The sequence below is a fragment of the Kribbibacterium absianum genome, from assembly GCF_030067705.1.
GTDB classification, from domain to species: Bacteria; Actinomycetota; Coriobacteriia; order Coriobacteriales; family Atopobiaceae; genus Kribbibacterium; species Kribbibacterium absianum.
On the sequence record NZ_JASJEX010000002.1, the window covers coordinates 144,107 to 167,643 of the forward strand.

At 68.7% G+C, this 23,537-nt stretch carries 18 protein-coding genes and 2 tRNA genes; 9 read left to right on the plus strand and 11 right to left on the minus strand.

Translation table 11 applies throughout. The features are described from left to right. Positions 1–21 precede the first annotated feature (21 nt). The 10 genes from QJ043_RS03620 to pgi all read right to left on the minus strand — a co-directional run bounded on the left by QJ043_RS03620 (position 22) and on the right by pgi (position 10,567). Positions 22–846: an ABC transporter ATP-binding protein gene (locus tag QJ043_RS03620; protein WP_283714015.1), complete on the minus strand. Its 825-nt coding sequence runs from the start codon at positions 844–846 to the stop codon at positions 22–24. After that, entirely contained in the window at positions 836–1,810 is a 975-nt protein-coding gene (locus QJ043_RS03625) for an ABC transporter permease (RefSeq protein WP_283714014.1), read from the minus strand. Before QJ043_RS03625 ends, QJ043_RS03620 begins: the two co-directional genes overlap by 11 nt. Before the next feature lie 123 nt (positions 1,811–1,933). After that, positions 1,934–2,959: an ABC transporter substrate-binding protein gene (locus QJ043_RS03630; RefSeq protein ID WP_283714013.1), complete on the minus strand. Its 1,026-nt coding sequence runs from the start codon at positions 2,957–2,959 to the stop codon at positions 1,934–1,936. A 441-nt stretch (positions 2,960–3,400) separates the two neighbouring features. Beyond that, entirely contained in the window at positions 3,401–4,099 is a 699-nt protein-coding gene (locus QJ043_RS03635; protein ID WP_283714012.1) for a hypothetical protein, read from the minus strand. Continuing rightward, positions 4,096–4,842, minus strand: coding sequence for a hypothetical protein (locus QJ043_RS03640; RefSeq protein WP_283714011.1), 747 nt, complete (start codon positions 4,840–4,842; stop codon positions 4,096–4,098). The genes QJ043_RS03635 and QJ043_RS03640 overlap by 4 nt, the downstream gene beginning before the upstream one ends. Positions 4,843–4,888: 46 nt before the next feature. Continuing rightward, a complete protein-coding gene (locus tag QJ043_RS03645; RefSeq protein ID WP_283714010.1) occupies positions 4,889–5,458 on the minus strand; it encodes a YcxB family protein in 570 nt (189 codons plus the stop codon). Positions 5,459–5,557: 99 nt separating this feature from the next. Further along, the gene (locus QJ043_RS03650; RefSeq protein WP_283714009.1) at positions 5,558–6,820 is read right to left on the minus strand and encodes a DNA cytosine methyltransferase; all 1,263 of its coding nucleotides are present in this window, start codon (positions 6,818–6,820) and stop codon (positions 5,558–5,560) included. Positions 6,821–7,026: 206 nt separating this feature from the next. Further along, positions 7,027–7,629 carry a hypothetical protein gene (locus QJ043_RS03655; protein WP_283714008.1) on the minus strand — a complete coding sequence of 201 codons (603 nt, stop codon included), beginning with the start codon at positions 7,627–7,629 and terminating at the stop codon, positions 7,027–7,029. Positions 7,630–7,803: 174 nt separating this feature from the next. Further along, positions 7,804–8,415: a helix-turn-helix transcriptional regulator gene (locus tag QJ043_RS03660; protein ID WP_283714007.1), complete on the minus strand. Its 612-nt coding sequence runs from the start codon at positions 8,413–8,415 to the stop codon at positions 7,804–7,806. Positions 8,416–8,869: 454 nt separating this feature from the next. Next, entirely contained in the window at positions 8,870–10,567 is a 1,698-nt protein-coding gene (pgi, locus tag QJ043_RS03665; protein ID WP_283714006.1) for a glucose-6-phosphate isomerase, read from the minus strand. Between the two features lie 553 nt (positions 10,568–11,120). Between pgi and QJ043_RS03670 the strand changes: the two genes are divergently transcribed. Beyond that, positions 11,121–12,161, plus strand: a complete 1,041-nt coding sequence (locus QJ043_RS03670) for a hypothetical protein (protein WP_283714005.1) — start codon at positions 11,121–11,123, stop codon at positions 12,159–12,161. A 262-nt stretch (positions 12,162–12,423) separates the two neighbouring features. Here QJ043_RS03670 and QJ043_RS03675 read toward each other — a convergent pair. Further along, a tRNA-Leu gene (locus QJ043_RS03675) sits at positions 12,424–12,510 on the minus strand. Between the two features lie 125 nt (positions 12,511–12,635). Here QJ043_RS03675 and QJ043_RS03680 point away from each other — a divergent pair. The 8 genes from QJ043_RS03680 to QJ043_RS03715 all read left to right on the plus strand — a co-directional run bounded on the left by QJ043_RS03680 (position 12,636) and on the right by QJ043_RS03715 (position 23,475). Beyond that, a complete protein-coding gene (locus QJ043_RS03680) occupies positions 12,636–14,372 on the plus strand; it encodes a serine/threonine-protein kinase (protein WP_283714004.1) in 1,737 nt (578 codons plus the stop codon). Between the two features lie 3 nt (positions 14,373–14,375). Then, complete coding sequence (locus tag QJ043_RS03685) at positions 14,376–15,530, plus strand: FHA domain-containing protein (RefSeq protein ID WP_283714003.1); 1,155 nt, start codon at positions 14,376–14,378, stop codon at positions 15,528–15,530. Beyond that, positions 15,530–15,943 (plus strand): FHA domain-containing protein, encoded by a 414-nt coding sequence (locus QJ043_RS03690; protein WP_283714002.1) that lies wholly within the window; start codon positions 15,530–15,532, stop codon positions 15,941–15,943. The genes QJ043_RS03685 and QJ043_RS03690 overlap by 1 nt, the downstream gene beginning before the upstream one ends. A gap of 146 nt (positions 15,944–16,089) precedes the next feature. Further along, positions 16,090–17,310: a Stp1/IreP family PP2C-type Ser/Thr phosphatase gene (locus QJ043_RS03695; protein WP_283714001.1), complete on the plus strand. Its 1,221-nt coding sequence runs from the start codon at positions 16,090–16,092 to the stop codon at positions 17,308–17,310. Then, positions 17,307–20,198 carry an FtsW/RodA/SpoVE family cell cycle protein gene (locus tag QJ043_RS03700; protein WP_283714000.1) on the plus strand — a complete coding sequence of 964 codons (2,892 nt, stop codon included), beginning with the start codon at positions 17,307–17,309 and terminating at the stop codon, positions 20,196–20,198. The genes QJ043_RS03695 and QJ043_RS03700 overlap by 4 nt, the downstream gene beginning before the upstream one ends. A 120-nt stretch (positions 20,199–20,318) precedes the next feature. Beyond that, complete coding sequence (pknB, locus tag QJ043_RS03705; protein ID WP_283713999.1) at positions 20,319–22,244, plus strand: Stk1 family PASTA domain-containing Ser/Thr kinase; 1,926 nt, start codon at positions 20,319–20,321, stop codon at positions 22,242–22,244. 30 nt (positions 22,245–22,274) lie between these two features. Then, a tRNA-Arg gene (locus QJ043_RS03710) sits at positions 22,275–22,350 on the plus strand. 447 nt (positions 22,351–22,797) lie between these two features. Then, entirely contained in the window at positions 22,798–23,475 is a 678-nt protein-coding gene (locus QJ043_RS03715) for an alpha/beta hydrolase (protein WP_283713998.1), read from the plus strand. Positions 23,476–23,537: the final 62 nt, after the last annotated feature.

The window sequence follows — 23,537 nt, forward strand, 5'->3', positions numbered from 1 at the left end:
GGCGGGAGGGGCGCTGAGGCGTCAGGCCTTGAGCAGCACCTTGTCGTCGGCCAGGTCCTCGCCGGCGGAGGCGCGGAACAGGGCGAGCAGGCCGTCCACGTCCATCGCGTCGCGCTCGGGGCCGGAGACGTCGGCGACGATCTTGCCCCCGTGCATCACGAGGGTGCGGTCCCCGTAGCGCAGGGCGTCGCCGAGGTCGTGCGTGACCATGAGGGTCGCGATGCCCTGCTCGCGCACGACGCGGTCCGTGAGCTGGAGCACGCGCTCGGTGGCCTCCGGGTCCAGGGCGGCGGTGTGCTCGTCCAGCAGCAGCAGGTGCGGCTGGCCGATGGTGGCCATGAGCAGCGTGACCGCCTGGCGCTGGCCACCGGAGAGCGCGCCCACCTTGACGTCCATGCGGTCCTCGAGGCCGAAGCCCAGCGTCGCCAGCCGCTCGCGGATCAGGTCGCGCTTCTCTTTGCGCATCGCGAAGCGCAAGGACGCGCCCTTCTGGGAGCGCCCGAGGGCGAGCGAGACGTTCTCGGCCACGGTCAGGTGCGGGGCGGTGCCCTTGAGGGGGTCCTGGAACACGCGGCTCAGGCAGCGGGCGCGGCGGTAGTCCGGGTCGAACGTGACGTTCTTGCCGGCGATGCGGATAAGCCCCGCGTCGGGGATCACGGAGCCGGCCACCGCGTTGAAGAGCGTGGACTTGCCGGCGCCGTTGGAGCCCACGATGCACGCGAACTCGCCGGGCGCGAGGGTGAGGTCCACGCCGTCGAGCGCTCGGTGCGCGACGGTGGTGCCGGGGTTGAAGGTCTTGGAGAGGGCACGGACCTCGAGCGTGGGGGTCGCGTTGTTATCGGTCATTGGCGGCCTCCTTCTGGCCGGCGCCCACGAGCGCCTCGGCGTCCTCGGCCAACAGGCGCTCCATCACGTTTCTGGCGGCGGCACGGGTCGAGCGGTCCCTCATGGCCTTCTGCACGGCCGGGAGCGCCATAAAGACGGCAACGATAACGGCCGAGACCAGCTTGAGCGCGTTGGCGTCGAGCAGGTTGATGGCGAGCGCGAACTGGATGATCAGGCGGTACACCACCGAGCCGATCACCGCGCAGGCAAGGCCCCAGGTGACGGACCGGTGGCCGCCGAAGACCTCGCCGATGATGACGCTCGCGAGGCCCACCATCACCATGCCGGTGCCGCTGGAGAGGTCCGCGAAGCCCTGGTACTGAGCGAGGATCGCGCCCGTGAGGCCCACGAGCCCGTTGCCGAGGGCGAGGCCGCCCACCTTGATGGCGTCGGTGTTGATGGAGCTGGCGCGGCTCATCTCCTCGTTGTCGCCGACGGCGCGGACCGCGAGGCCGCTCTCGGTGTGGAAGTAGCAGGCCAGGATCGCGACGGCCGCAGCAGCGATGAGGACGACGAGGCCCATCTTGACGACGTCGTCGGGGAGGCCGGTGGCCTCGATGATGGGGTCGAACACGCGGGTCACGCCGAGCAGGCTCACGTTGGGCGCGCCGAGCACGTAGATGTTCACCGAGTAGAGGCCGGTCATCGTGATGATGCCCGCGAGCAGCGGGTTGATCTTTGCCTTGGTGATGAGGAGGCCGGTGGCGCAGCCGGCACAGGCGCCCGCGATGGCGCCGACGACGAGGCCGAGCACCGGGTGGCCCGCGACGGTGAGGACCGCCGAGCAGGCCAGGCCGAGGCCGAAGGAGCCGTCGACGGTGAGGTCCGCCATGTCGAGGATGCGGAACGTGATGAAGACGCCGACGGCAAGGAGCGAGTACTCAAAGCCGAGCGTCACGGCGTCGAAGAAGACTTGCGGGGTCATGGGGAGGTCGGGTTCCTTTCATGGATCGGACGCTTCGGAGAGAGCTTATTGTCCACGGTTGGACAAACGGCTCTGACCGAAGCGTCCAGGTGCGGACAAATGGCTCTCTCCGAAGCGTCCAGGCTAGCCGATCAGGCGATAGTCGCCGTCGGCGGACACGGGGATGCCGAGCGCCTCGGCCGTGGCCTTGTTCACCGCGTAGTCGTCGCTCGCCAGCACCTCGACCGGCATGTCCTCGACCTTCTTGCCGTTGAGGCACTCGATGGCCATGTCGGCGGACTTGGCGCCGAGCGTCGTGTTCGAGCAGCTCACCGACTCGAGCGCGCCGGACTGTACCATCACGGGGTCGGTGCCGAGCACGGGCACGCCGGCCTTGGTGGCCGTGTCGGTCAGCTGCGTCATGGCCGACTGCACCACCGAGTCCACCGGCACGTAGATGCAGCCCACCTCGCTCGCCAGCTGGGCGCCGGTCTGCTGCACCTCGGAGCTATTGGAGACGGTCTTGATCACGACGTCGTAGCCCTTGTCCTTGAGGTACTCCTCGGCGGCATTAGCCGTGACCTCGGCGTTCTTCTCACCGGAGCAGTACAGGACGCCCACCTTGTGGTCGAGCATGTCGGACTTCAGCTTCTGCCCGAACTCGAAGATGGCCTGCACGTCCGAGACGTTCGACGTGCCGGTGATGCCCTTGTCCGGCGCGTTGAGGTCGTCCATCAGGCCGGCGGCGACGGGGTCCGTGACCGACATGAAGATCATCGGCTGCGTGAGGCCGGCGTTCGCGCAGGCCTGGGCGCCGGGCGTCGCGATGGGAACCACCACGTCGTAGTCGGTCCCCTTGAGGCCGGCGGCGATCTGGTTGAGGGTGCTCGTGTCGCCCTGGGCGTTCTTGACGTCGTAGGTCACGTTGTCGTAGCCCTGGGCGGCCATCTCGTCCTTGAAGCCGTTCATCATCGTGACGAAGGCGTCGTTCTCGACCACCTCCACGAAGCAGATCTTGACCGGCGCGCTCTTGTCGCCCGTGGTGTCGCCCGTGGCGGTGGTGTCCGTGACGTCCGCAGAGCCGCCGGAGTTGCCGCAACCGGCCAGAAGGAGGCTCGCGGCGGAGGCGCCCATGATCGAGAGGAACTGACGGCGGTTGGTGAGCTGCATGGTGGTGCTCCTTTCTCCGGGGTCGGCCGCCCCGGTGGGGCGCGGCATGAAAAAACGCCTGCCCCTGGTCTGGATGAGACTCAAGGACAAGCGCTTCGTGGATGCGAATTGCCTGCGGTGCCACCTTGATTGGCAACGGTGTGTTGCCCACTTTACGGGAGCTGACACTCCCTGGCCGGTAACGGGGCCTTCCGTCGCGGCTTCCGCAGCGTCGCTGCTTCTCCGCGCCCTCAGCGGGTCCATTATGCCGAGGGGCCACCGCTCGCATCTCAGCCGCGCGAGCTCTCTGTAGGTGCCGGGACTCGGTTTTACTTCCGCTTCATCGGTTTGACGAGCTATTCGATTGATGGGGAGCCTACCCCTCCGGGCCGAGAAGCGTCAACCCGCCGCGGAACTGCGTTTAACGGAGGGAAACACAACGGGGCCGCGCGGCGCCTGTGCCTAGGCGCGGTGGCCCAGCTTGCGCTGCAGGAACTCCACCAGCTCATCCGGGGTGCCGCCCGCGAGGTCGGCCTTGGAGAAGACCATGTCCTCCAGGTCCGCGCGCTGCTCGAGCCGCTCGGCGTAGCTGCTCGAGAACAGGTTGTGCAGGATGCTCCCCACCTCCACGTCGCCGGCCACGAGCACCACGAGGCGCTCGGTGACCTCCACGTGCGAGAACTGCTGGTAGCGCTTGGCGATGGACTCCTTGGGGCGGCCGTCGCGGAGCACGCAGGCGCGCACCTCCGAGAGGCACGCGCTCGTGCGGAGCGTGAACGGCTCGCCGTTCGGGGAGCCGTGGCGCGCGAAGTAGTGGCGCCGCGTCTTCTCCCACGAGCGGCGAGGCCAGTGCAGCGTGAACCCGGTGACGGCCAGCACGATGCCGTAGACCAGCAGGGCGAGGATGACGAGCCCGCACACGATGCCCCACGGGGTCATGAGCCACACGCTGACGGTGCCCCAGATGTAGCAGAGCATCACGACGCCGAAGACGACGGACCACACAAGGCCGTCGCGCCTGTTGAGGGAGCGGTCGCGGGCGTCGAAGTACTCCTGGAAGAGGGCGTCGTCCATCGAGAACGTCGACTCGAAGCGCACGTCGCCGGCGGACGGGGCGGGCGCGGAAGGGCGCGGGACGGGCGCGCCGGCTCGGTCGCTCATGCGCGGGGCCCCTTGCCGCTCTTCTTGGCGCCCTCTTTGGCAGCCTTTTTCGCGGCCTTTGCCTCGTCCTGCTCGGCCTTCTTCTGCTGCTGGATGGACGACCAGTTGTCGAGCGTGCGGCACGTCTTGTCGCACCACTTCTGGAAGCCGTTGCGGTCCTCGGGCGCGATGTGCTCGGCGAGGAACACGGCGAAGTCGCCCGGCGTGCCGCGCAGGAAGCCCTTGTTGTCGAGGATGAACAGCACCGACTGCTGCGCGGTGGTGAGGCACATGACGTCCATCGTCGCGACGGCGCGCGAGAAGTCGCCCCACGGGAACGTGCGCGCGGTGCCGTCCGGCATCACGACGCCGAAGGCCTGCTCGGTGGCGAACGTCACGCGGGTGCGGGCCTCGGGGTTCTGCTTCTCGGCCTTCATCAGCTGGCTGATCATCGAGCGGGCGCTCTCCATCGGGAGGCGCGAGCCCTGCCACACGGTCATGAGGCCGAGGAGCAGCACGAGCACGGTGATGAGGGTGTCGACGCCAAAGAACACGCGGCCGACCACGGCCGCGATGCCCATCAGGATGCCGATCGCGAAGTACAGAACGCGCAGCACGCTCGAGACGGTGATGGAGCAGCCCTTCTTGACGATGGCGTTGGTGAGCTCGGTGCGGTTGACGAAGAGGGCGTCGCTCGGGACGCCGGGGGGCATCAGGGGCTCGATGGCGTTCTTCTTGCGCTTGCGTTGCTTGGTGGAGGCCACACGGGTCCTTTCGCTGAGGTCGGGCGGGGCGCCCGGTTTCTTGTCGCTAGTGCTTGGGGGACTTGCCCGTCGCTTCCTGCAGCAGGGCCTTGCAGGCCGTGAACCGCTGGAGCGAGAGGGCCTTGCGCGGGATGATCACGAGGCCGCCGTCCTTCATCGAGAGGACGATCATCTGGTCGCTCGAGAGGATCTTCTTCACGTCGGTGAGCGGGTAGGCCTCCATCTCGCCGAAGCCGTCGGTCACCTCCACGCGGTCGCTCCAGACGTTCACCGTGAAGCGGCGGCGGTCGCTCGGCAGGCGCACGGCGTCGAGGCCGTTGTTGTAGAGGCGCTTCTGCTGCGACTCGCGATAGTGGGAGCCCATATAGATGAGCGCGAACGCGATGCCCGCGCCGGCGAGGCACGCCAGCGTGTTGGCGCTGTCGCCCATGATCACGATGTAGAGGATCAGCACCACGAGGACGCCGGCGGACGCCAGGTACGGCGGGTTGGACGCGCCGCCGGGGGTGATGAGCGAGATGCACTCCTCGGTCATGAGGCTCGTGAGCTCGTAGGTGGCGGTGTACTCGGCGTCGGTCTCCGGGGTCTCCGGGGTTTGGTTCTTGGGACGGGCCATGGGGCTCCTTGGGCAAAGGGGTGCGCAAACGTTGCAGGATTCTAGGTTATGCCAAGGTGCCGTGACTAGTGTCTTGGTTTGCGGGGGCGGCCGGGCGGCTCACGCCTCGAGCATGTCGTCCGTGCGGGGCACGGCGCCGAGCATCGCGAGAACGCAGCGGGCCACGTGGTAACCGAGGTTCACCGGCACCGCGTTGCCTATTTGGCGGTACTGCTGCGCGAGGTTGCCCTGGAAGTCCCACGCGTCCGGGAAGGTCTGGATGCGAGCGTACTCGCGCACGGTGAGCGGGCGCGTCTCCGAGGGGTGGCAGCGCTCGGTCTGCTTCTGCGCCGGCGCGCAGGTGAGGGTGAGGCAGGGCTCGTCCCAGGCCATGCGGCGGGCCATGCCGGTGCGGCCGCCCGGCAGCGTCCACGAGCCGCCCATGAACTCGCGCGCGACGCCCTCCGGCAGGTCGCGCCAGTTGCCGCCCTCGGGCACCAGCTCCATCACGCGGCGCTTCTTCTCGGGATAGCGCTGGCCCGGGCTCTCGGGCACGCCGTCCAAGGCCTGGCGGAGCGAGATCAGGTAGTCGCGCTCCTGGGGGAAGAGGATCGGCGCGTCGAGGTCCTTGCGCACGGCGATCATGATGAGGCGCTCGCGCTTTTGGGGGACGTCGAGGTATTGGGCGCGCAGGATGCGGTAGGCCACTCGATAGCCCAGCTCGTCGAGGGTGTTGAGCATCGTCGTGAGCGTGCGGCCGCCGTCGTGCTTCTCGAGGCCGCGGACGTTCTCGCCCACCGCCACCGCCGGCCGCACCTGCTCGATGGCGCGCGCGAACTCAAAGAACAGCGTGCCGCGCGTGTCCTCGAACCCCATGGACTTGCCCGCGTACGAGAAGGCCTGGCACGGGAAGCCCGCCTGGATCACGTCCGCCCTAAGGCCCGAGAAGTCGAGCCTCCGCACGTCGCCCTCCGCGATGTTCCAGCCCAGCCCGAGACGCTCGGAGTTCTCGCGCAGCGTGGCGGCCGCGGCGGGGTCGAACTCGCTGAGCAGCCCGTGGCGGAAGCCCGCGTTGTGGAAGCCGAGCGCGGTGCCGCCGGCGCCGGCGAACAGGTCGATGCACGTGACGGGGAGCGTCTCGGCGGGCGGGAGCACCTGCTCCGGCCGCTCGCGGCCGTTGCCCAGAAGCACGCGATAGCGGGTGTCGTCCGGCTCGCCGGCGAGCTTGGCGCGGACGGTCGCGACCTCGTGCGGCTGGTAGAGCCGGGTGCCCCGGGTGCTGCGCTGCGTTTTGACGAGCGACGACTTGCCCCAGCGTCGCAGCGTGGCCACCGGTACGCCGGTTGTTTGCGCGACCTGCTCGGCTGTCTGCCACTCCGCCACCGGCGCCTCCCGTGATTGCGTGTCTTGCGGCTTTACGGTAGCACGAGCCTCGGCCCTGGGCCAGCGCAAAGGAACTTTTGTTCTCAACGAAACGCCGTGAGACAATCTAAAGAGACAGGACTGTCTCACGGCATCGATGAGACACTTTCGTCTCTTTGAACTGTCTCGCGGCGTGGGATGCGACGATCTCGTCTCTTTACAGTGTCTCAGTCGGCGAGGATGCGGGCCGTGACCTTGTCGAAGCCCACGGGCCCGAGCAGCGCCAGCATGAACAGGCCGAAGAGCGCGCCCGTGGCGTCCGTGTCGGCGAACTTCTCGTACAGCTGCACCGCCTTGCGCACGTACGGGCTGTCGAGGTTCGCGACGGACAGCATGTGGATGATGTAGTTGGCGTTGAAGTGGAACACCACGGTGTTGGCGTTCTTCATCAGGGCCTGGCAGCGGGCGTAGATCTCCTCGCAAGCGTCGCCCTCGTCCTCGGCCATCTGGGCGGTGACGGTCTCGAGCAGCTCACGGGGCCACACGCCGTCGCGGATCTTGTCGATGTCGGCCTCGTTGGCCGTGATCTCGGAGAGGATCTGCGGCGGGAGCAGCGCGGCCAGGATGTCGTCGCCGCCCTGGCCCAGCGAGCCCTTGATCGTGGGGATGTACGCGTTCTCGAAGACGTCGCCGTCGCCGATCTGCGCGAAGCGCGCCGCCCAGTTGACGCCGAGCACGTTGCCGCCGGTCAGCATACCGGCCAGGATGCGCGGGGTCAGTGCGATGCCGGTGGAAACGGTCTCGGTCGCGGGGGTCTCATTCTCTGCCACAGTGCCTCTTCTCGATTGGGGCTTCTCGGCCGTCGTTCGCGGCCGTTGCATCTGATGTCGGTGTCTGCCGGGATGGATTCTACCCTGAGACCGACTGAACGCAGACGCGATTGGCCGGACACAGCGCCCCGCGCGACGGCGCGCCCACGGACGGGACGCGGCCCCCGAACGGCTTCAACCACGGTTCCTGTTGAGCGCCTCGAGCAGCATCGCGCACTGGGCCTCGTCCAACGAGTCGACCCCGCCGACCACCGACCGGACCGACTCATCAAGCCGGTCTGCGAGCCGGTCCGCAAGCCCGTCCGCGAGCGCATCCGGCGTCTCGATGCCGAGCAGCCGATCCGCCGACACCCCGAGCCCTTGGCAGAGCGCGGCGAGGCTCGACGCGCGCGGCTCGCGCAGCCCGGCGGCGTACCGTGAGACCATGGGGGCGCAGATGCCGCACCGGGCCGCGACGCCGTGCACCGAGAGGCCCCGCTCGTCCATGACCGCGCGCAAACGCCTGGCGAACGAGGCGAGAAAGGCCTCGTGGTCCGGCACGCGGCGGGGCGTCTCTGAGACATGCCGACGCGCACCGGGCGGGTCCGGCAGCTCCTCCTCGGAGCAGCCCAACACGGCTCGGAGCCGCTCGGCCGTTTCCCGCGACGGCCGTCGCGAGCCGTTGAGGTACGAGATCATGGAGCTCCTGGACACGCCCGCCCGTTCGGCCACGTCGTATTTGTTGAGCCCGCGCGCGTCGAGCACCCCCGCGAGCCGTCGGCCAAAGGCAGAGGGCCGCCCCGTCATCGCGGTCCCTTAGAGGCTCGGGCCGGGGACAGGGCATAGACGCCCCTCCCCCCGATCTTTTCGGGGTCATTCCGGTTTTGATCTGATGTGCCTGGGTCATCGGCGAGCCTCTCCGTAGCCCCACCGGGGCTTCAATGACCCTCCCACTGTTGAATCAGAATCTTAAAACTGCAAGGCGCGATTAACGGCATCCATAAGGTGTCGAGCCACGGTGCACCCCGCCCGCGCCCTAGACCACGGCAAAGGTGCCGTGTTCTCATTCAAAACGTGAGCCATACGCACAGTTGCCAGACGGCACGAACTGTGTCCGGCAATGGAGCGCCCCGGAAGCCCCGACCTCCACGCTGGCGGTTCCTCGGGAGCGCCCGCAAGCCCTTCGCCCTTCCGTCAGGGCACGAAAAGGCCCCGGGGCCGGCTCGCAGCCCCGGGGCTCACAGACGTGCTGACGGCGCGGCTACCAGACGCGGTTCTCGCGATAGAACTCGATCAGGCTCTGGGTGCTCGGATCCTGCTCCGCCAGGGCCTCGTCGCTCTCGGAGAGGGCCGGCGTGATCTGCTTGGCCAGCTGCTTGCCCAGCTCCACGCCCCACTGGTCGAAGGAGTCGATGCCCCACACGGTGCCCTCGGTGAACGTGATGTGCTCGTAGAGGGCGATGAGCTCGCCCAGCGCGAACGGCGTCAGGCTCACGCCGAAGATGCTGGTGGTGGGACGGTTGCCCTGGAACACGCGGGCCGGGACGATCTCCTCGGGCGTGCCCTCGGCGCGCACCTCGTCCGGCGTCTTGCCGAACGCGAGGGCCTTGGTCTGGGCAAGGAAGTTGCCCAGGAAGAGCTCCTGGACGTCCTGGCCGTTCTCGCGCGCGGGGTTCGGCGTGTTCACGAATGCAATGAAGTCCGCGGGGATCATGCTGGTGCCCTGATGCAGCAGCTGGTAGAACGCGTGCTGGCCGTTGGTGCCCGGCTCGCCCCAGAAGACCTCGCCGGTGTGGCAGGTGACCGGCGTGCCGTCCCAGCGCACCGACTTGCCGTTGGACTCCATCGTGAGCTGCTGCAGGTAGGCCGGGAAGCGGCTCAAGTACTGGTTGTAGGGCAGCACCGCGTGGCTGTAGCTCTTGAAGAAGTCCACGTACCACACATTCATGAGGCCCATGAGCACCGGGACGTTCTGCTCGAGCGGCGCGGTGGCGAAGTGGTGGTCCATCGCGTGCATGCCGGCGAGGAAGTCCTGGAAGCGCTCGGGGCCGAGCACCACGGCGAGGATCGTGCCCACGGCGGAGTCGACGGAGTAGCGGCCGCCGACCCAGTTCCAGAACCCGAACGCGTTGGCCGGGTCGATGCCGAAGGCCTCCACCTTGTCGAGGGCGGTCGAGACGGCCACGAAGTGCTTGGCGATGGCCTCCTTGGCCTGGGCCTCGCTGCCGTCGATGGCGCCCTGGGCCTCGAGGCCGCTCAGCAGCCAGGCCTTGGCCTCGCCGGCGTTGGTGAGGGTCTCGAGGGTGGTGAAGGTCTTCGAGACGATGATGAACATCGTGGTCTCGGGGTCGAGCCCCTTGGTCTTCTCGGCGATGTCGTTGGGGTCGATGTTCGAGACGAAGCGCGCGGTGATGCCCGCGTCCGCGTAGGGCTTGAGGGCCTCGTAGGCCATGGCCGGGCCGAGGTCCGAGCCGCCGATGCCGATGTTCACGACGGTCTCGATCTTCTTGCCGGTGACGCCCTTCCACTGGCCCGAGCGGACCTTCTCGGCGAAGGCGTAGATCTGGGAGAGGACCTCGTGCACGTCCGCGACCGCGTCCTGGCCATCGACCATCACGGTGCCGACCTGGTCCGCCGGGCGGCGGAGGGCGGTGTGCAGCACGGCGCGGTCCTCGGTGGTGTTGATGTGCACGCCGGCGAGCATGGCGTCGCGGCGCTCCTCGAGGTGCACGTCCTTGGCCAGCTGGACGAGCAGGGAGAGGGTCTCGTCGGTGACGAGGTTCTTGGAGAAGTCGAAGCGCAGGTCGTTGAGGTCGAAGGTCATCGACGGCACGCGGTCCGGGTTCTCGGCGAACCAGCGCTTGAGGCTGATGCCCTCGTGCTGAAGCTTGTCGTGATGCTCTTGCAGGGCCTTCCACGCAGACGTCTGGGTGGCGTCGACGGGGTGTTCCAGTGCCATGGGCGGGTCCTCTCTCTTATTGCGCGCCATAGGAGTCTTTAGCGTAACCGTCGCTCGTGGGTTTGGTGTGGGTGATGGGGGTTGGCGCGCGATTGCGGGACGGGGTGCGGGGTTCGCGGAGCGCGAGGGCTTGCTGGGGCTTGCGGAGAAACGTTTCCCCACATGTCCGGCGGCGTCGTTGCGGAGAAACGTTTCCCCACAAGACCCTCCGACGACAAAACCGCAGGTGTTCCTCCTGAGCTCCTCGAGAAGGCGCACGTTTCCCCGCAAGCGGTTGCGAACCTTTGCGGGGAACCACTTCCCCGCAACGATTTCTCCGCAAGGGTTCGCGCACAGCCCCGCGTGGCGGCTCCTTTCACGAAGCGGTCGTGGAGTATTCGTGGACGCCGCACCATCTCATTGCTAGCTTGATGCTGTAACCACAGCATTCATCCAGCTCAGAGCCCGTGGTCGAAAACTCTGGTCAGAGTCTGTGACAGCGGGTCAGATTGGTGTCAGCGATCGGCCAGGCCCCTCTGGCACGCTCGGCGCGCCGATCGTTAGAGGAGCGCCCATGCACGTCATTGTCTCCCATGGAAGTGTGCTTCGGCTGTTGCGCCGTGGAGGCCGCCTGGCGCCCGCAAACCCTGCGGACGTGCCGGCAGCGCCGTCCGAGAGGCCCCCGCGCGGCGAGACGGCTGCCGCCATCCGGAGGGCGCGCGCCGCTCTGGAGAAGGCCCGTCTCTTGGACGCGCACCACGTCTTGGACGTCCTGGTGCGGCCCGGCGACACTCGACCGCATCAGCCGCTCGTGCGCGAGCACCAGTGGACGAGCCCGACCGACCCGCCCCTCCGAAGGCTCGTCCTCCCCCTCGACGAGGGGGCGCCGGCCATCTACGTCGTGGCCCCGGAGCTGCTGTTCGTGCAGGCCGCAAGCCGCCTGACGCTCGAGCGCACCGTGCTGCTCGGGTGGGAGCTCTGCGGTCGCTACGGAAAGGTCATGAAGGGCGACGTGCGCGAGGAGCTGGTTGCCCAGGGGTTCGAGAAGCGCGACCCCCTCACCCGCGTGGAACGGCTCCAAGGGTTTCTCGGCAGCATGCCCAACGGCCTGTACGGCAGCAAGCGGGCGCGCGAGGCCCTGACCTATGTGCGCGACGGAGCGCGGTCACCGATGGAGGCCGCAGTGGCGTTTCTGTTGTGCGCGCCGCCCGAGCTGGGAGGATTCGGGCTCCCCGCGCCGCTCGTCAACCACTCCGTGCCGCTCTCTCCTCGCGCGGCCGCCCTCACGCTGGAAGCGAGCCTGGAGCTGGACCTCTATTGGGAGGACCCTCCGTTGGACGTCGAGGTGGACGGCCACGCGTGGCACGGCGGCTCCAAGAGCAAGAAGCAGGCCGCCCGCGACGCCGTGAGGAACAACGAGCTGGAGCGCCAGAAGATCCCCCGCATCCATCTGGCCGGGGAGGAGCTGACCAACTGGCGGCGCTTCAAGCTCAACGCGCTGAACATCGCCGCGGAGTTGCAGGTGGTCCCACAGATCGAGGACCCCGCCTGGGAGCAGAGGTACCGAGACCTGCACGCCGTTGCGATGAACCTCGTGCGTCCTGCGGTGGCCTAGCTGCGGGGGGGGGACGCTCGTTGCGGAGAAACGTTTCCCCGCAAGCGCGCCAGGACGCAAAACCCCAGGTGAGCGTGTCTCGAATGGGTGAGACGGGCACGTTTCTCCGCAACCGGTTCAACGACTTTGCGGAGAACCGTTTCCCCGCAACGCCTCGGCTCCAGCGCCGCCCCGACCTCGGCTCCAGCGCCGCCGCAACGCCCGCGCGACCCCGCCGCCGCAACGAAAAAGGCCCCCGTTGCCGGAGGCCTCTCACATTCGATGGTGCGGGCGAAAGGACTTGAACCTTCATGAGGGAACCCTCATACGGACCTGAACCGTACGCGTCTGCCAATTCCGCCACGCCCGCGTAGGTCAGCATTCTGTCATTCCCGACCGCGCGGCGCAAGGGCCATTCTTCAGTTCCTTGCGCTGCGCTACACTGCACCCACTCGCACCCAGGATCGCACCCCAAACGCAGCACCGAGGACCACCATGGTGAACCAGCCCACACAGCCCCAGCTCCTGCTGGGCCGCTATCGCGCCATCGAAGAGCGCGACCGCGGCGGCTTCGGCGCGGTGCTCGTGTGCTGGGACGTGCGCCTGCAGCGGCGCGTGGCCATCAAGTGCCTGCCGCTCGACGTGGACGAGGGCGCGACGGCCGCCATCCACGAGGCCCTCGCCGAGGCCCGCGCCAGCTCCAACCTCACGCACCCCAACATCGTCACGATCCACGACTTCGAGGTGGACGAGCAGTTCGCCTACCTCGTGATGGAGTACGTGGACGGCCTGACCCTCGCCGAGCTGATCGCCCGTGTGGAGGGCGGCGTCCTGGTCTACGACGAGGTCGCGAACGTGCTGGACTCCGTGGCCTCCGCGCTCGCCTACGCGCACGAGAACGGCGTGCTCCACCTCGACATCAAGCCGGGCAACGTGATGATCGACCGTTCCGGCGCCGTCAAGCTCGGGGACTTCGGCATGGCCACCCTCATGTCCGCGGCCGGCTGGGGCGGGGCGCGCGGCGGCACCGTGGGCTACATGCCGCCCGAGCAGCTCACGGGCGAGCTGGTGGACGAGCGCACGGACGTCTTCGCCCTCGCCACCGTGTGCTACGAGGCCCTCACCGGCGTCTCTCCGTTCGCGGCGTCCACGGCCGCCCAGTCGCTCAAGCTCATCGAGAAGGGCCCGGCGCCCCTCTCCGATAAGGAGCCCGAGCTTGCCGGCCCCGTGGAGCTCGCGTTCATGAGCGCGCTCAGCCCGAGCCCCGCCGGCCGCATGAGCTCGCCGGAGGAGTTCGCGGGCGAGGTGCTCCCGAGCCTCGGCGACCCGCGCGACGGCAAGGCCTCGCTCGCGCAGCTGATCAACGACGAGCCCTCCGCCCAGGACGACTTCGACGAGAGCCCCTGGCGCGCGATGGACCCGCCGGGGCGCCGCGCGCCGTGGGTCGCCCCCGCATGCACGCGCGCCGCCAACGGGCTCGCCTGCGCGCTCCTGGCATGGCACTGCGCGCCGGCCGTGGGCCTCTCGTCGCTCGTGCTCCAGGGTGCCGCGGTCCTCGTCGCCGGCGGTGCGGCCGCGCTCTGGGCACCAGCCGGCGCCGCCGTGGCCTCCGGGCTGCTCGTGCTCGCCGTAGTGACCCCCGATGTCACGCCGGTCAGCGTGTTCGCCGCCGTGGCGGTCGGCGGCCTCGCAGGCCTGTGGCTCGGCCGCGCCTCCACAAGCTCGCGCCTCTCGGCGGCCTCTCTGCTCGCGGCCCCGGCCCTCGGGTGGACCACGTTCACGCCGGGCCTCGCGGGGTACGCTTTCGCGCCCGCCCGCGCGGCGGCCACGGGCGCCCTCGCGTGCTTCCTGGCACTGGTGGCAGAGCTGCTCGCGACCGCGCACTCCTCGCTCGACGCCCCGGCTTTTTCCCAAGGTTTTCTGAACCTTTTGAGTAATCCGGGGAACTGGGCCCTTCTGGCCGGCGCGACCCTTGGCGCCGCCGCCTGCTCAAGGATCGGCAGCTCGGGCGCGCCTGACTCCCAGGCCTCCCGAGTTCGCGCGCTCATTGGGCAGGTGGTTGCGTTTATCCTGCTTGGATGCGGCATCGCGGTGCGCGCCGCTCTGGAGAATGACGGGATCGTGTCGTCCGGCTCCGGGGGCGCCTGGGCCGTTGCAGTAGGCTCGTTGGTACTTATGACTGTTGTCGTTGGACTGTTCGGCGCGCCCGAGCGGGATTGGGAAGAGGGTTAGGCCATGAACTTCCTCAACGTGTTCGAGGAGCGCATCAGCGGGGTGTTCGGCTCCGCCTCCTCTGCGGCGGCGCCCTTCTCCTTCAAGAAGCTGGCCAAGAAGGCCGCCTCCGAGATGGAGAAGGAGACCTACGTGATCAACGGCGTGGACACCGCGCCCGCCCTGTTCACCGTGCTCGTGGCCCAAGACGACGACGCGGCCATGCGCCCGCTCTACCTGAACCTCACCGAGGAGACCTCGCTCTTCCTCGAGGCCCACGCGCAGCGCCGCGGCTACACCTTTGTGGGCAAGCCGCTCGTGCGCTTCATGGTGGACCCGTCCCTGAAGCACGGGAAGTTCTCGGTCTTTGCCGAGAACGTCGACGCCCGCACGCTCGACCGCCTGCGCGAGGAGGAGCTCCGTTACGCGAGCACCGCCTCCGGGGCCGCACAGCCGCCCGTCCAGCCGTCCGTTCAGCCGGCGCCGCAGCCCATCGACCTGGGCCTCGGCCCCATCGGCTCGCCGGACGCCTCGGACTCCGCCGGCCTCACCTCGATGCCGGCCGACATGGCCCTCGACGTGATCCAGGACGCCTTCGCGATGGAGCAGCAGGCCGTCGCGCCGCAGCCCGTGATGCCGAGCCAGCCCGCCGTGCAGCACAACGCGCACGTCCCGGCCCCCGCGCCTATGCCGGCCGGCAACGTGCCGCTCGTGAACCCGCGCCCGGACTACTACCAGCAGGTCCAGCACCTGAGCCGCGAGGAGGCCCTGGCGCAGGACGACCGCCAGCTGGCCATGACGCCGCAGCCGGCCCCCCAACCTGTGCAGCAGCCCCAGACGCAGCTGCGCAACGTGCCGCTCGTCGGCAGCCGTCAGCAAGCGCCCCAGCCCCAGGCCACGGCGCTCCTCATCGACCGCCAGACCGGCCGCACGTACCCCTGCGCCGGCGAGCGCACGGTCATCGGGCGCGAGCGCACCACCGGCGGCATCGTGCTGCACGACCCCAACGTGAGCCGTCGCCACGCGCAGCTCACGCGCCACCACGGGTACTGGACCATCACGGACCTCAACTCCACCAACGGCACGCTCGTGAACGACGTGGACGTGGACGAGTGTGCCCTCCGTGACGGCGACCTCGTCACCCTCGGTCTCACGAACCTCGAGTTCCGGGAGGGCTGATGATCGACATCGTCCTCTTCGTCGGCCGCATCCTGCTGGTCGTGATCCTGTACCTGTTCCTGTTCGCCGTGATGCGGACCGGGATCGGCCTGGTGAAAGGCCAGCGAAAGGACACCGCGATCTGGACGCTGGACCTGGAGAAGGGCCCGCGCAACCTCCGCGGCCTGCACGTCGACATGCTCGGGCCGGTCGTGATCGGCCGCTCCCCCAGCTGCGACATTCAAATCAACGAGCCCTACGTGTCCGCCAACCACGCGCGGCTGACGATCCAGGGCCCCGCGCTCGTGCTCGAGGACCTCGGCTCCACCAACGGCACCACCGTGAACGGCCACGCCGTGGTCGAGCCGGTCACGCTGCGCGACGGCGACGACGTGCAGGTGGGCGACGCCGTGCTCCGGGTGAGCCGCCGATGACCCACCAGCACGATCAGCTTCAGCCCGAGACGGCCGAGCCAAGCGCCGCCCCGGTGTCTGAGGCCTCGCCACAACCCGCGCCACAGCCGGCGGCCGTCGACGCGCACACGGGGCCGATTCCTGCCGAAACGCCGGACAGGACGGACGTGACGCAGGCCATCGCGCCGGACCGCGCGCTGCTCGACCTCGCCAGCCGGCCGGACTCGGACTCCGACGAGGGCTCCAACGGCCGTCTGTCCTGGGGGTCGCGCTCCGACGTCGGCCTGATCCGCGGCCACAACGAGGACTCCTACCTGATCCGTCCGCCCCTCTTCGCGGTGTCGGACGGCATGGGGGGCCACGCCGCCGGCGAGGTCGCGAGCTCCATCGCGATCCACACCCTCGCACAGCAGGCGCCGGCCACTGCGGACTCCGCCGCCCTGGGCGCCGCCATCGAGGCCGCGAACACCGACATCATCGTCGCGCCCGAGACCGGTCGCGGCCGCGAGGGCATGGGCTGCACGCTCACCGCCTGTCTCATCGAGAACGACAAGATGGCCGTGGCCCACGTGGGCGACTCGCGCCTCTACCTGCTGCACAAGGGCACGCTCGTGCGCGTGACCCACGACCACTCCTTTGTGGAGGAGCTCGTGGACGCCGGCGAGATCACCCCCGACGAGGCCCGCGTGCACCCGTCCCGCTCGGTGATCACCCGCGCCCTGGGCTCGGACCCGGACATGTACGCGGACCACTTCACCCTGGACGTGGAGGCCGGCGAGCGCGTGATCCTCTGCTCGGACGGCATCAGCTCGATGATCCCCGACGCCGAGCTGGAGGACATCTGCGTCACGTCGGCGAGCCCGCAGGTCTGCGCCGACGCGCTCGTCTCGGCGGCCCTCGTCGCCGGCGGCCACGACAACGCGACGGTGATCGTCGTGGACATCCTCGACGACGGCAAGGAGGTCGTCCGCAGGCGCACGCTGCGCCGCAACGTGACCGCCTGGGCGCTCGCGCTCGTGGCCGTGGTCGCGCTCGTGGCGGGCATCGTCGCGCTCATCGTGAACACCAGCTGCTACCTCTCGGTGAGCGACGGCAAGGTGGCGCTCTACTCCGGCATCCCAGACGTGGGCCTCGGCCATTTGGAACAGACCACCGACGTGGATGTGAGCCTCCTGCCCGAGACGATCCAGAACCAGCTCCGCGACGGCATTCAGATGCCGAGCCAGCGGGACGCCGAGAGCACCATCCAGTCCTACCGGACCCAGATCGCGGACGCCCAGGCCAAGGCCGCCGAGACCGCCGAGTCCGTCAAGGACGCCGCCGAGTCCGCCGCCGATCAGCCCGCCGGCGCCCCGAGCGGCACCGAGACCGGAGGTGACGCCGCATGAGCCCTGTTGCCGCCGCCTACAAGCAGGCCACCGAGCGCGGAGCCGACCGCCGCACCACCGAGCTTTTGCTGCTCATCGCCGGCGCCGTGCCGGTGCTCCTCATCTACGCGATGTACGTGGTGAACTCCGGCGCGGCCCTGTCCGCCGAGACCCTCGCCGTGCCCCTCGGGCTCATCGGCGCGTTCGCGGCCGCCCATGTGGGCGTCCGGCTGCTCGCGCCCGGCGCGGACCCGGCCATCCTGCCCATCGTCTTCGTGCTCTCCGGCATCGGCATCACCTTTGTGACGCGCCTCGCGCCCACGTTGGCGGTGAACCAGGTGCTCTGGCTCTTCATCTCCGTGGTGGCGATGGTGGCGACGCTCTTCTTTGTGCGGAACCTCGACCGGCTGGCGGACTACAAGTACACGATCGGCGCCGTCGGCATCGCCCTCATCGTGCTGCCGATGATCATCGGCACCGAGATCTCGGGCTCCAAGCTCTGGGTCAAGGTGGGCGGCTTCACGTTCCAGCCGGGCGAGCTGGCAAAGATCTGCGTGGTGCTCTTCCTTGCCAGCTACCTGGCCGAGAACCGCGAGCTGCTCTCGGTCTCCTCCCGCAAGTTCGGCCCTGTCACGGTGCCGCGCTTCAAGATGCTGCTGCCGGTCTTCGTGATGTGGGGCCTGTCGCTGCTCATCGTCGTGTTCGAGCGCGACCTGGGCTCGGCGCTCCTCTTCTTCACGATCTTCGTCGTGATGCTCTACGTCACCACCGGGCGCGTGAGCTACGTGGTCATCGCGATCGCGCTGCTCGCCGCCGGCGGGGCCCTGTGCTACCAGCTCTTCAACCATGTGCGCGTGCGCGTGCAGATCTGGGTGGACCCCTTCGCGGACGCCCAGGGCGGCGGCCTGCAGATCGTGCAGTCGCTCTACTCGCTCGCCGACGGCGGCCTCTTCGGCGCGGGCGTCGGCAACGGCCTGCCCAAGCTCATCCCGGTGGTGGAGTCCGACTTCATCTTCAGCGCCATCGGCGAGGAGATGGGCCTGCTCGGCGGTTCCGCGGTGCTCCTGCTGTTCATGCTGCTCGCAGTTCGCGGCTTCGCCACCGCGGCCCGCGCCAAGAGCGACATGGCGGCCTTCACCGCCGTGGGCCTCACCACGTCGCTGTGCTTCCAGGCCTTCCTCATCGTGGCGGGCGTCACCAAGTTCATGCCGCTCACGGGCGTCACGCTGCCCTTCATGAGCCAGGGCGGCTCATCGCTCCTCTCGAGCTTCATCATCATCGGCCTGCTCCTGCGCTGCGGCGACCAGGGCACCGGCCACCATGTCCTCATGAGCGGCTCCGGCGTGGCCAACGGCACGGTGACCCCGGCCCTCGCCGCCGACGGCCGCTCCCAGCAGAGCCAGGCGCTCAAGACGAGCCCCTACGCCAAGGTGTCCTTCGGCATGGGCTCCGCCGAGTCCGGCGTCCTCGGCCGCGTGGCGCTCTCCAACCGCCTCACCGTGCTCGTGACCTTCTTCACGGTCCTGTTCGCCCTGCTCATCGCCAACCTCACCTACATCCAGGTGATCAAGGCGAGCGACTACCAGTCCATGCCGAGCAACAACCACACGCTCTACAAGTCGAGCAAAGTGCAGCGCGGCGCGATCATCACGAGCGACGGCGTGACCCTCGCCGAGTCCCTGAAGCAGGACAACGGCACCTTCGTGCGCAGCTATCCCGCCGGCACCCTGGCGTCCCATCTGGTGGGCTACCTGTCCACGCAGTACGGCGCCACGGGCGTGGAGTCCACGATGAACACCACGCTCACCGGCCATACCGACTACACCAGCTGGATGAGCGCCCTGAACTCGCTCGCCGGTGTCGAGCAGCCGGGCGACTCCGTGGTGCTCACGGTCAACTCGCAGATGCAGCAGGCCGCCGAGAACGCGCTCTCCGGGCGCACCGGCGCCATCGTGCTGCTCGACCCCTCCACGGGCGCCGTGCTCGCGATGGCGAGCGCGCCCACCTACAGCTACGACCAGCTGCCCTCGATCATCTCCGGCGAGAACACCACGGCCTCGCTCGTGAACCGCGCGACGCAGTCGCTCTACGCGCCCGGCTCCACGTTCAAGACGGTGACGCTGGCGGCGGCGCTCGAGAGCGGCACGGCCACGCTCGACACCACCTACGAGGCCCCGGCCGAGATGACCATCGGCAACGCGTCCGTGACCAACGTCAACGACAACGAGTACGGCACCATCACGCTGCGCGAGGCCTTCGCCGTCTCGGCCAACACGGTCTTCGGCCAAGTGGCGGCCCAGGAGGGCGCCGACACCCTCGTCAAGTACGCCAAGGCCTTCGGCTTTGGGTCCACGCTCGGCCAGGACTTCTCGTGCGTCTCCTCGCTCATGCCCAACCCCTCCGAGATGACCGAGTGGGAGACGGCCTGGGCCGGCTGCGGGCAGCCGGTGGGCGAGCACGAGAGCCCCGCGGGTCCGCAGGCCACCATCATGCAGCTGGCCGTGATCGCCTCGGCGATCGCCAACGGCGGCGTCGCGATGAATCCCTACGTGGTGGACCACACGCTGTCGCCGGAGGGCGTGATCGTCTCGACCACCACGCCCCGCTCCCTCGGCCAGGCCATCAACAAGTCCACCGCCGAGCAGGTGGGCGAGGCCATGCTCGAGGTGACCACCTCCGGCACCGGCACCGCCTCGGACGTCGCGGGCGTCCGGGTGGCCGGCAAGACCGGCACCGCCGAGACCGGCTCCTCCATCAACTCGCTCTTCATCGGCTATGCGCCGTACGACCGCCCGACGCTCGCCATCGCCGTGTGCATCGAGGGCAACGGCGAGAACGTCTCGGGCGTCGCCACGCGGATCGCCGGCCAGGTGCTGGCCCAGGCGCTCGCAGTGCAGGCGGGCGCCTGATGAGGGGAAGGGGCGACCCGGCGCCGAGAACCACCGGGACATGTCCGGCCACAGGAACGGCCGCAGGAGAGAGCAGACGGACCGACGCGCGCGCAGACGCGCTGTAGATAGGAGAGACAGATGCCAGAGCAGGTCCTGGGCGGGCGCTACCGCATCCAAGGAAAGATCGGCATCGGCGGCATGGCCACCGTGTACCGCGGCACCGACGAGGTCCTCGGCCGTACCGTCGCCATCAAGACCATGCTGCCGCAGTACGCGGCCGACCCGTCGTTCGCGGCGCGCTTCAAGCAGGAGGCCCAGGCGGCCGCGGCGCTGCAGAGCCCCTACATCGTGAGCATCTTCGACTGGGGCAAAGAGGGCGACACCTACTACATCATCATGGAGTACCTCCGCGGCACCGACCTCAAGAGCGGCATCCGCTCCCACGGCGCGCTGGACTCCCGCAAGGTGGCGCAGATCGGCTCGCAGATCTGCCAGGCGCTCTCCGTGGCGCACAAGCACGACATCATCCACCGCGACATCAAGCCGCAGAACATCATGGTGCAGCCGGACGGCAACATCAAAGTGATGGACTTCGGCATCGCGCGCGCCAAGAACAGCCATTTGACGGCCGACAACTCGGTGCTCGGCACGGCGCACTACGTCTCCCCCGAGCAGACCCAGGGCAAGCCCCTCGGCCCCACCTCCGACATCTACTCGCTCGGCATCGTGATGTACGAGGCCGCCACCGGGAAGGTGCCCTTCGACGGCGACGACGCCATCTCGGTGGCCCTCAAGCAGGTGAACGAGCAGCCGGTTCCCCCGAGCCAGATCAACCCGGACGTGGACCCGGCCCTTGAGGCCATCATCCTCACCTGCATGGCCAAGGACCCGGGCGCGCGCTTCCAGACGGCCGACGAGCTGCGCCGCGCGCTCACGGACTTTTTGGCCGGCCGCGTGGTGAACATCGCGAGCAACGGCACCACCCAGATGATGGCCGCGACGAGCCGCATCAAGCCGGGCGCCAACGGCGCCACCCAGGCCATCAAGCCGGTCACCCCGCGCAGCGGCTCCACGCGCGTGCAGACGCAGGTGCCGCAGGACGACGAGCCCGAGGAGGAGAAGCGCTCCGGCCGCAAGGTGGGCGTCGTCATCGGCGTGCTCGCGGCCATCGCGGCCATCGCCGCCGTCGTGTACTTCGTCGCGACGGGCACCCCAAGCTCCCAGATGGTGCCCAACTTCACGAACAAGCCCCAGGACGAGGCCGTCGCGGCCATCGAGGCCACCAACTACTTCCAGGTGGGCAACGTCTCCGAGCAGTACAGCGACACCGTGGACAAGGGCGTGGTGATCAGCCAGGACCCGGAGGCCGGCACCCTGCAGTCCAAGGACACGAAGATCAACCTCGTGGTCTCCAAGGGCGAGAAGCCCGCCGAGGAGGTGACGGTGCCAGACCTCGTGAACAAGTCCTCCACCGAGGCGCAGCAGGCGCTCGCGAAGGCGGGCCTCAAGGGCGACGCCCAGACCAAGCCCTCGGACACGGTGGCCAAGGGCTACGTGTGCGAGCAGAGCCCGGCCGCCGGCACCACTGCCAAGGAGGGCGACACCGTCACCTACTACATCAGCACCGGCACCGAGGCCGTGGACGTGCCCGACGTGCAGGGCTACTCGCAGAGCAGCGCCGCGACGATCCTGCAGAACGCCGGCTTCAGCGTGTCGGTGAGCGACCAGCAGTACAGCGACTCCTACAGCGAGGGCACCGTGATCTCCTACAGCCCGAACGGCTCCCAGGCCAAGGGCACCACGATCTACCTGATCGTGAGCCTGGGCCCCAAGCCGGAGGAGAACACGAACAACACGCCCACGACCCCCAGCACGAACGGCTCGGGCAACGAGGGCGGCTCGGGCAACACGGGCGGCAATGGCGGCACAGGTGGCTCGGGCAACACGGGCGGCAATGGCGGCACAGGTGGCTCGGGCAACCCCTCCGGCGGCGGTGACACCGGCTCCGGCGGCGATGCGGGCGACTCGGGCGACCCCAATACGGAGGGCAGGGCCAACTCCTGACGGGCCTGATGGTAGAATGGCGGACTATCAGCCTCCGTAGCTCAGGGGATAGAGCACTGCTCTCCTAAAGCAGGTGTCGACGGTTCGAATCCGCCCGGGGGCACCAGACTTTTCGCAGGTCAGAGGGTATGCACGCGCCCTCTGACCTTCTTTTTTTGGCTCAGGGGGCACACGTGGTGCACGCTCTCGCGCGGGACACGGCCAGGGCCGTCGCGCAGCAAGGGCGGCCAACTCGCACGCCCAGTCGCCGTTGTGGGGAACCGTTTCTCCGCAAGTTCTCGCGACAGTTTGTGGGGAACCGTTTCCCCGCAACGTGTCCTAACGACAAAACCGCAGGTGGGCGCGAGACAACCTCATGAGCGCCCGACGTTTCCCCGCATCCGGTTGCAGGTCTTTGCGGAGAACCGTTTCCCCGCAAAGCCCGGTCGCCGATTCCCCGCACAATCCTTCGAACGTAGGCAGGGAGAGGCGCCTCCACGCGCCGCCAGAACGCCCACGGCCCCGAAGGAGTACGGTTTCGCTGTGGAACGCGCCGTCGGCCGAGAGGAGCGCCATGCAGCTGGACGGACGCACCGTCACCGTTGTCCCGGCTCCGGTGGCCAATGCCCCGGTGGTGTACGTGCCCTCGGTGTCCGACAACGCCGAGGCGCTTGCCGCTGCGTGCCACGGCCTCGGGGCGCCGGGGTTCTCGCTCGTGTGTGTCTCGGGACTCGACTGGGACGCCGAGCTGTCGCCCTGGCCTGCCGAGAACGTCTTCAAAGGACAGCCTCCGTTCGCAGGGAGGGCCCCGGAGTTTCTCGGCTGGATGGAGCACAGGCTCATCCCAACCGCCGAGGAACAGCTACCCTCCCCCGACACGAGCCATCGCATCGCTGCGGGCTACTCGCTCGCCGGTCTCTTTGCGCTCTGGGCGCCCTATCACACGGACGCGTTCTGCTCGGTGGTCTCGGCGTCGGGCTCGTTGTGGTTCCCGGGGTTCCTTGCGATCTGCGAGCGGCTGCCCTTTGTGCGCAAACCGCGGCGCGCGTACCTGTCGCTCGGCAAGAAGGAGAGCCGGTCGCGAAACCCCCTGCTACGAGAGACGCAGGGCGCCACCGAAGCGCTGGCCCGACGGCTCGTCGACGAGGGCGTGGACGCGACCTTTGTGCTCAACCCCGGTGGCCACTTCGACAACCCCACCGGCCGACTCGCGGCAGGCATCGCGTGGGCGCTCGCACGACCCACGCCGTGAGGCACGGTGTGACGCAAAAGGCCGCCCGTCCCCCGGAGGGACAGACGGCCTGGTCGAGAGCA

What these genes read in the sequence shown, in the direction of transcription:
- QJ043_RS03620 (WP_283714015.1), bottom strand. Translation starts at nt 846, where the DNA reads ATGACCGATAACAACGCGACCCCCACGCTCGAGGTCCGTGCCCTCTCC.
- QJ043_RS03625 (WP_283714014.1), bottom strand. Translation starts at nt 1,810, where the DNA reads ATGACCCCGCAAGTCTTCTTCGACGCCGTGACGCTCGGCTTTGAGTAC.
- QJ043_RS03630 (WP_283714013.1), bottom strand. Translation starts at nt 2,959, where the DNA reads ATGCAGCTCACCAACCGCCGTCAGTTCCTCTCGATCATGGGCGCCTCC.
- QJ043_RS03635 (WP_283714012.1), bottom strand. Translation starts at nt 4,099, where the DNA reads ATGAGCGACCGAGCCGGCGCGCCCGTCCCGCGCCCTTCCGCGCCCGCC.
- QJ043_RS03645 (WP_283714010.1), bottom strand. Translation starts at nt 5,458, where the DNA reads ATGGCCCGTCCCAAGAACCAAACCCCGGAGACCCCGGAGACCGACGCC.
- QJ043_RS03660 (WP_283714007.1), bottom strand. Translation starts at nt 8,415, where the DNA reads ATGACGGGGCGGCCCTCTGCCTTTGGCCGACGGCTCGCGGGGGTGCTC.
- pgi (WP_283714006.1), bottom strand. Translation starts at nt 10,567, where the DNA reads ATGGCACTGGAACACCCCGTCGACGCCACCCAGACGTCTGCGTGGAAG.
- QJ043_RS03670 (WP_283714005.1), top strand. Translation starts at nt 11,121, where the DNA reads ATGCACGTCATTGTCTCCCATGGAAGTGTGCTTCGGCTGTTGCGCCGT.
- QJ043_RS03680 (WP_283714004.1), top strand. Translation starts at nt 12,636, where the DNA reads ATGGTGAACCAGCCCACACAGCCCCAGCTCCTGCTGGGCCGCTATCGC.
- QJ043_RS03685 (WP_283714003.1), top strand. Translation starts at nt 14,376, where the DNA reads ATGAACTTCCTCAACGTGTTCGAGGAGCGCATCAGCGGGGTGTTCGGC.
- QJ043_RS03690 (WP_283714002.1), top strand. Translation starts at nt 15,530, where the DNA reads ATGATCGACATCGTCCTCTTCGTCGGCCGCATCCTGCTGGTCGTGATC.
- QJ043_RS03700 (WP_283714000.1), top strand. Translation starts at nt 17,307, where the DNA reads ATGAGCCCTGTTGCCGCCGCCTACAAGCAGGCCACCGAGCGCGGAGCC.
- pknB (WP_283713999.1), top strand. Translation starts at nt 20,319, where the DNA reads ATGCCAGAGCAGGTCCTGGGCGGGCGCTACCGCATCCAAGGAAAGATC.
- QJ043_RS03715 (WP_283713998.1), top strand. Translation starts at nt 22,798, where the DNA reads ATGCAGCTGGACGGACGCACCGTCACCGTTGTCCCGGCTCCGGTGGCC.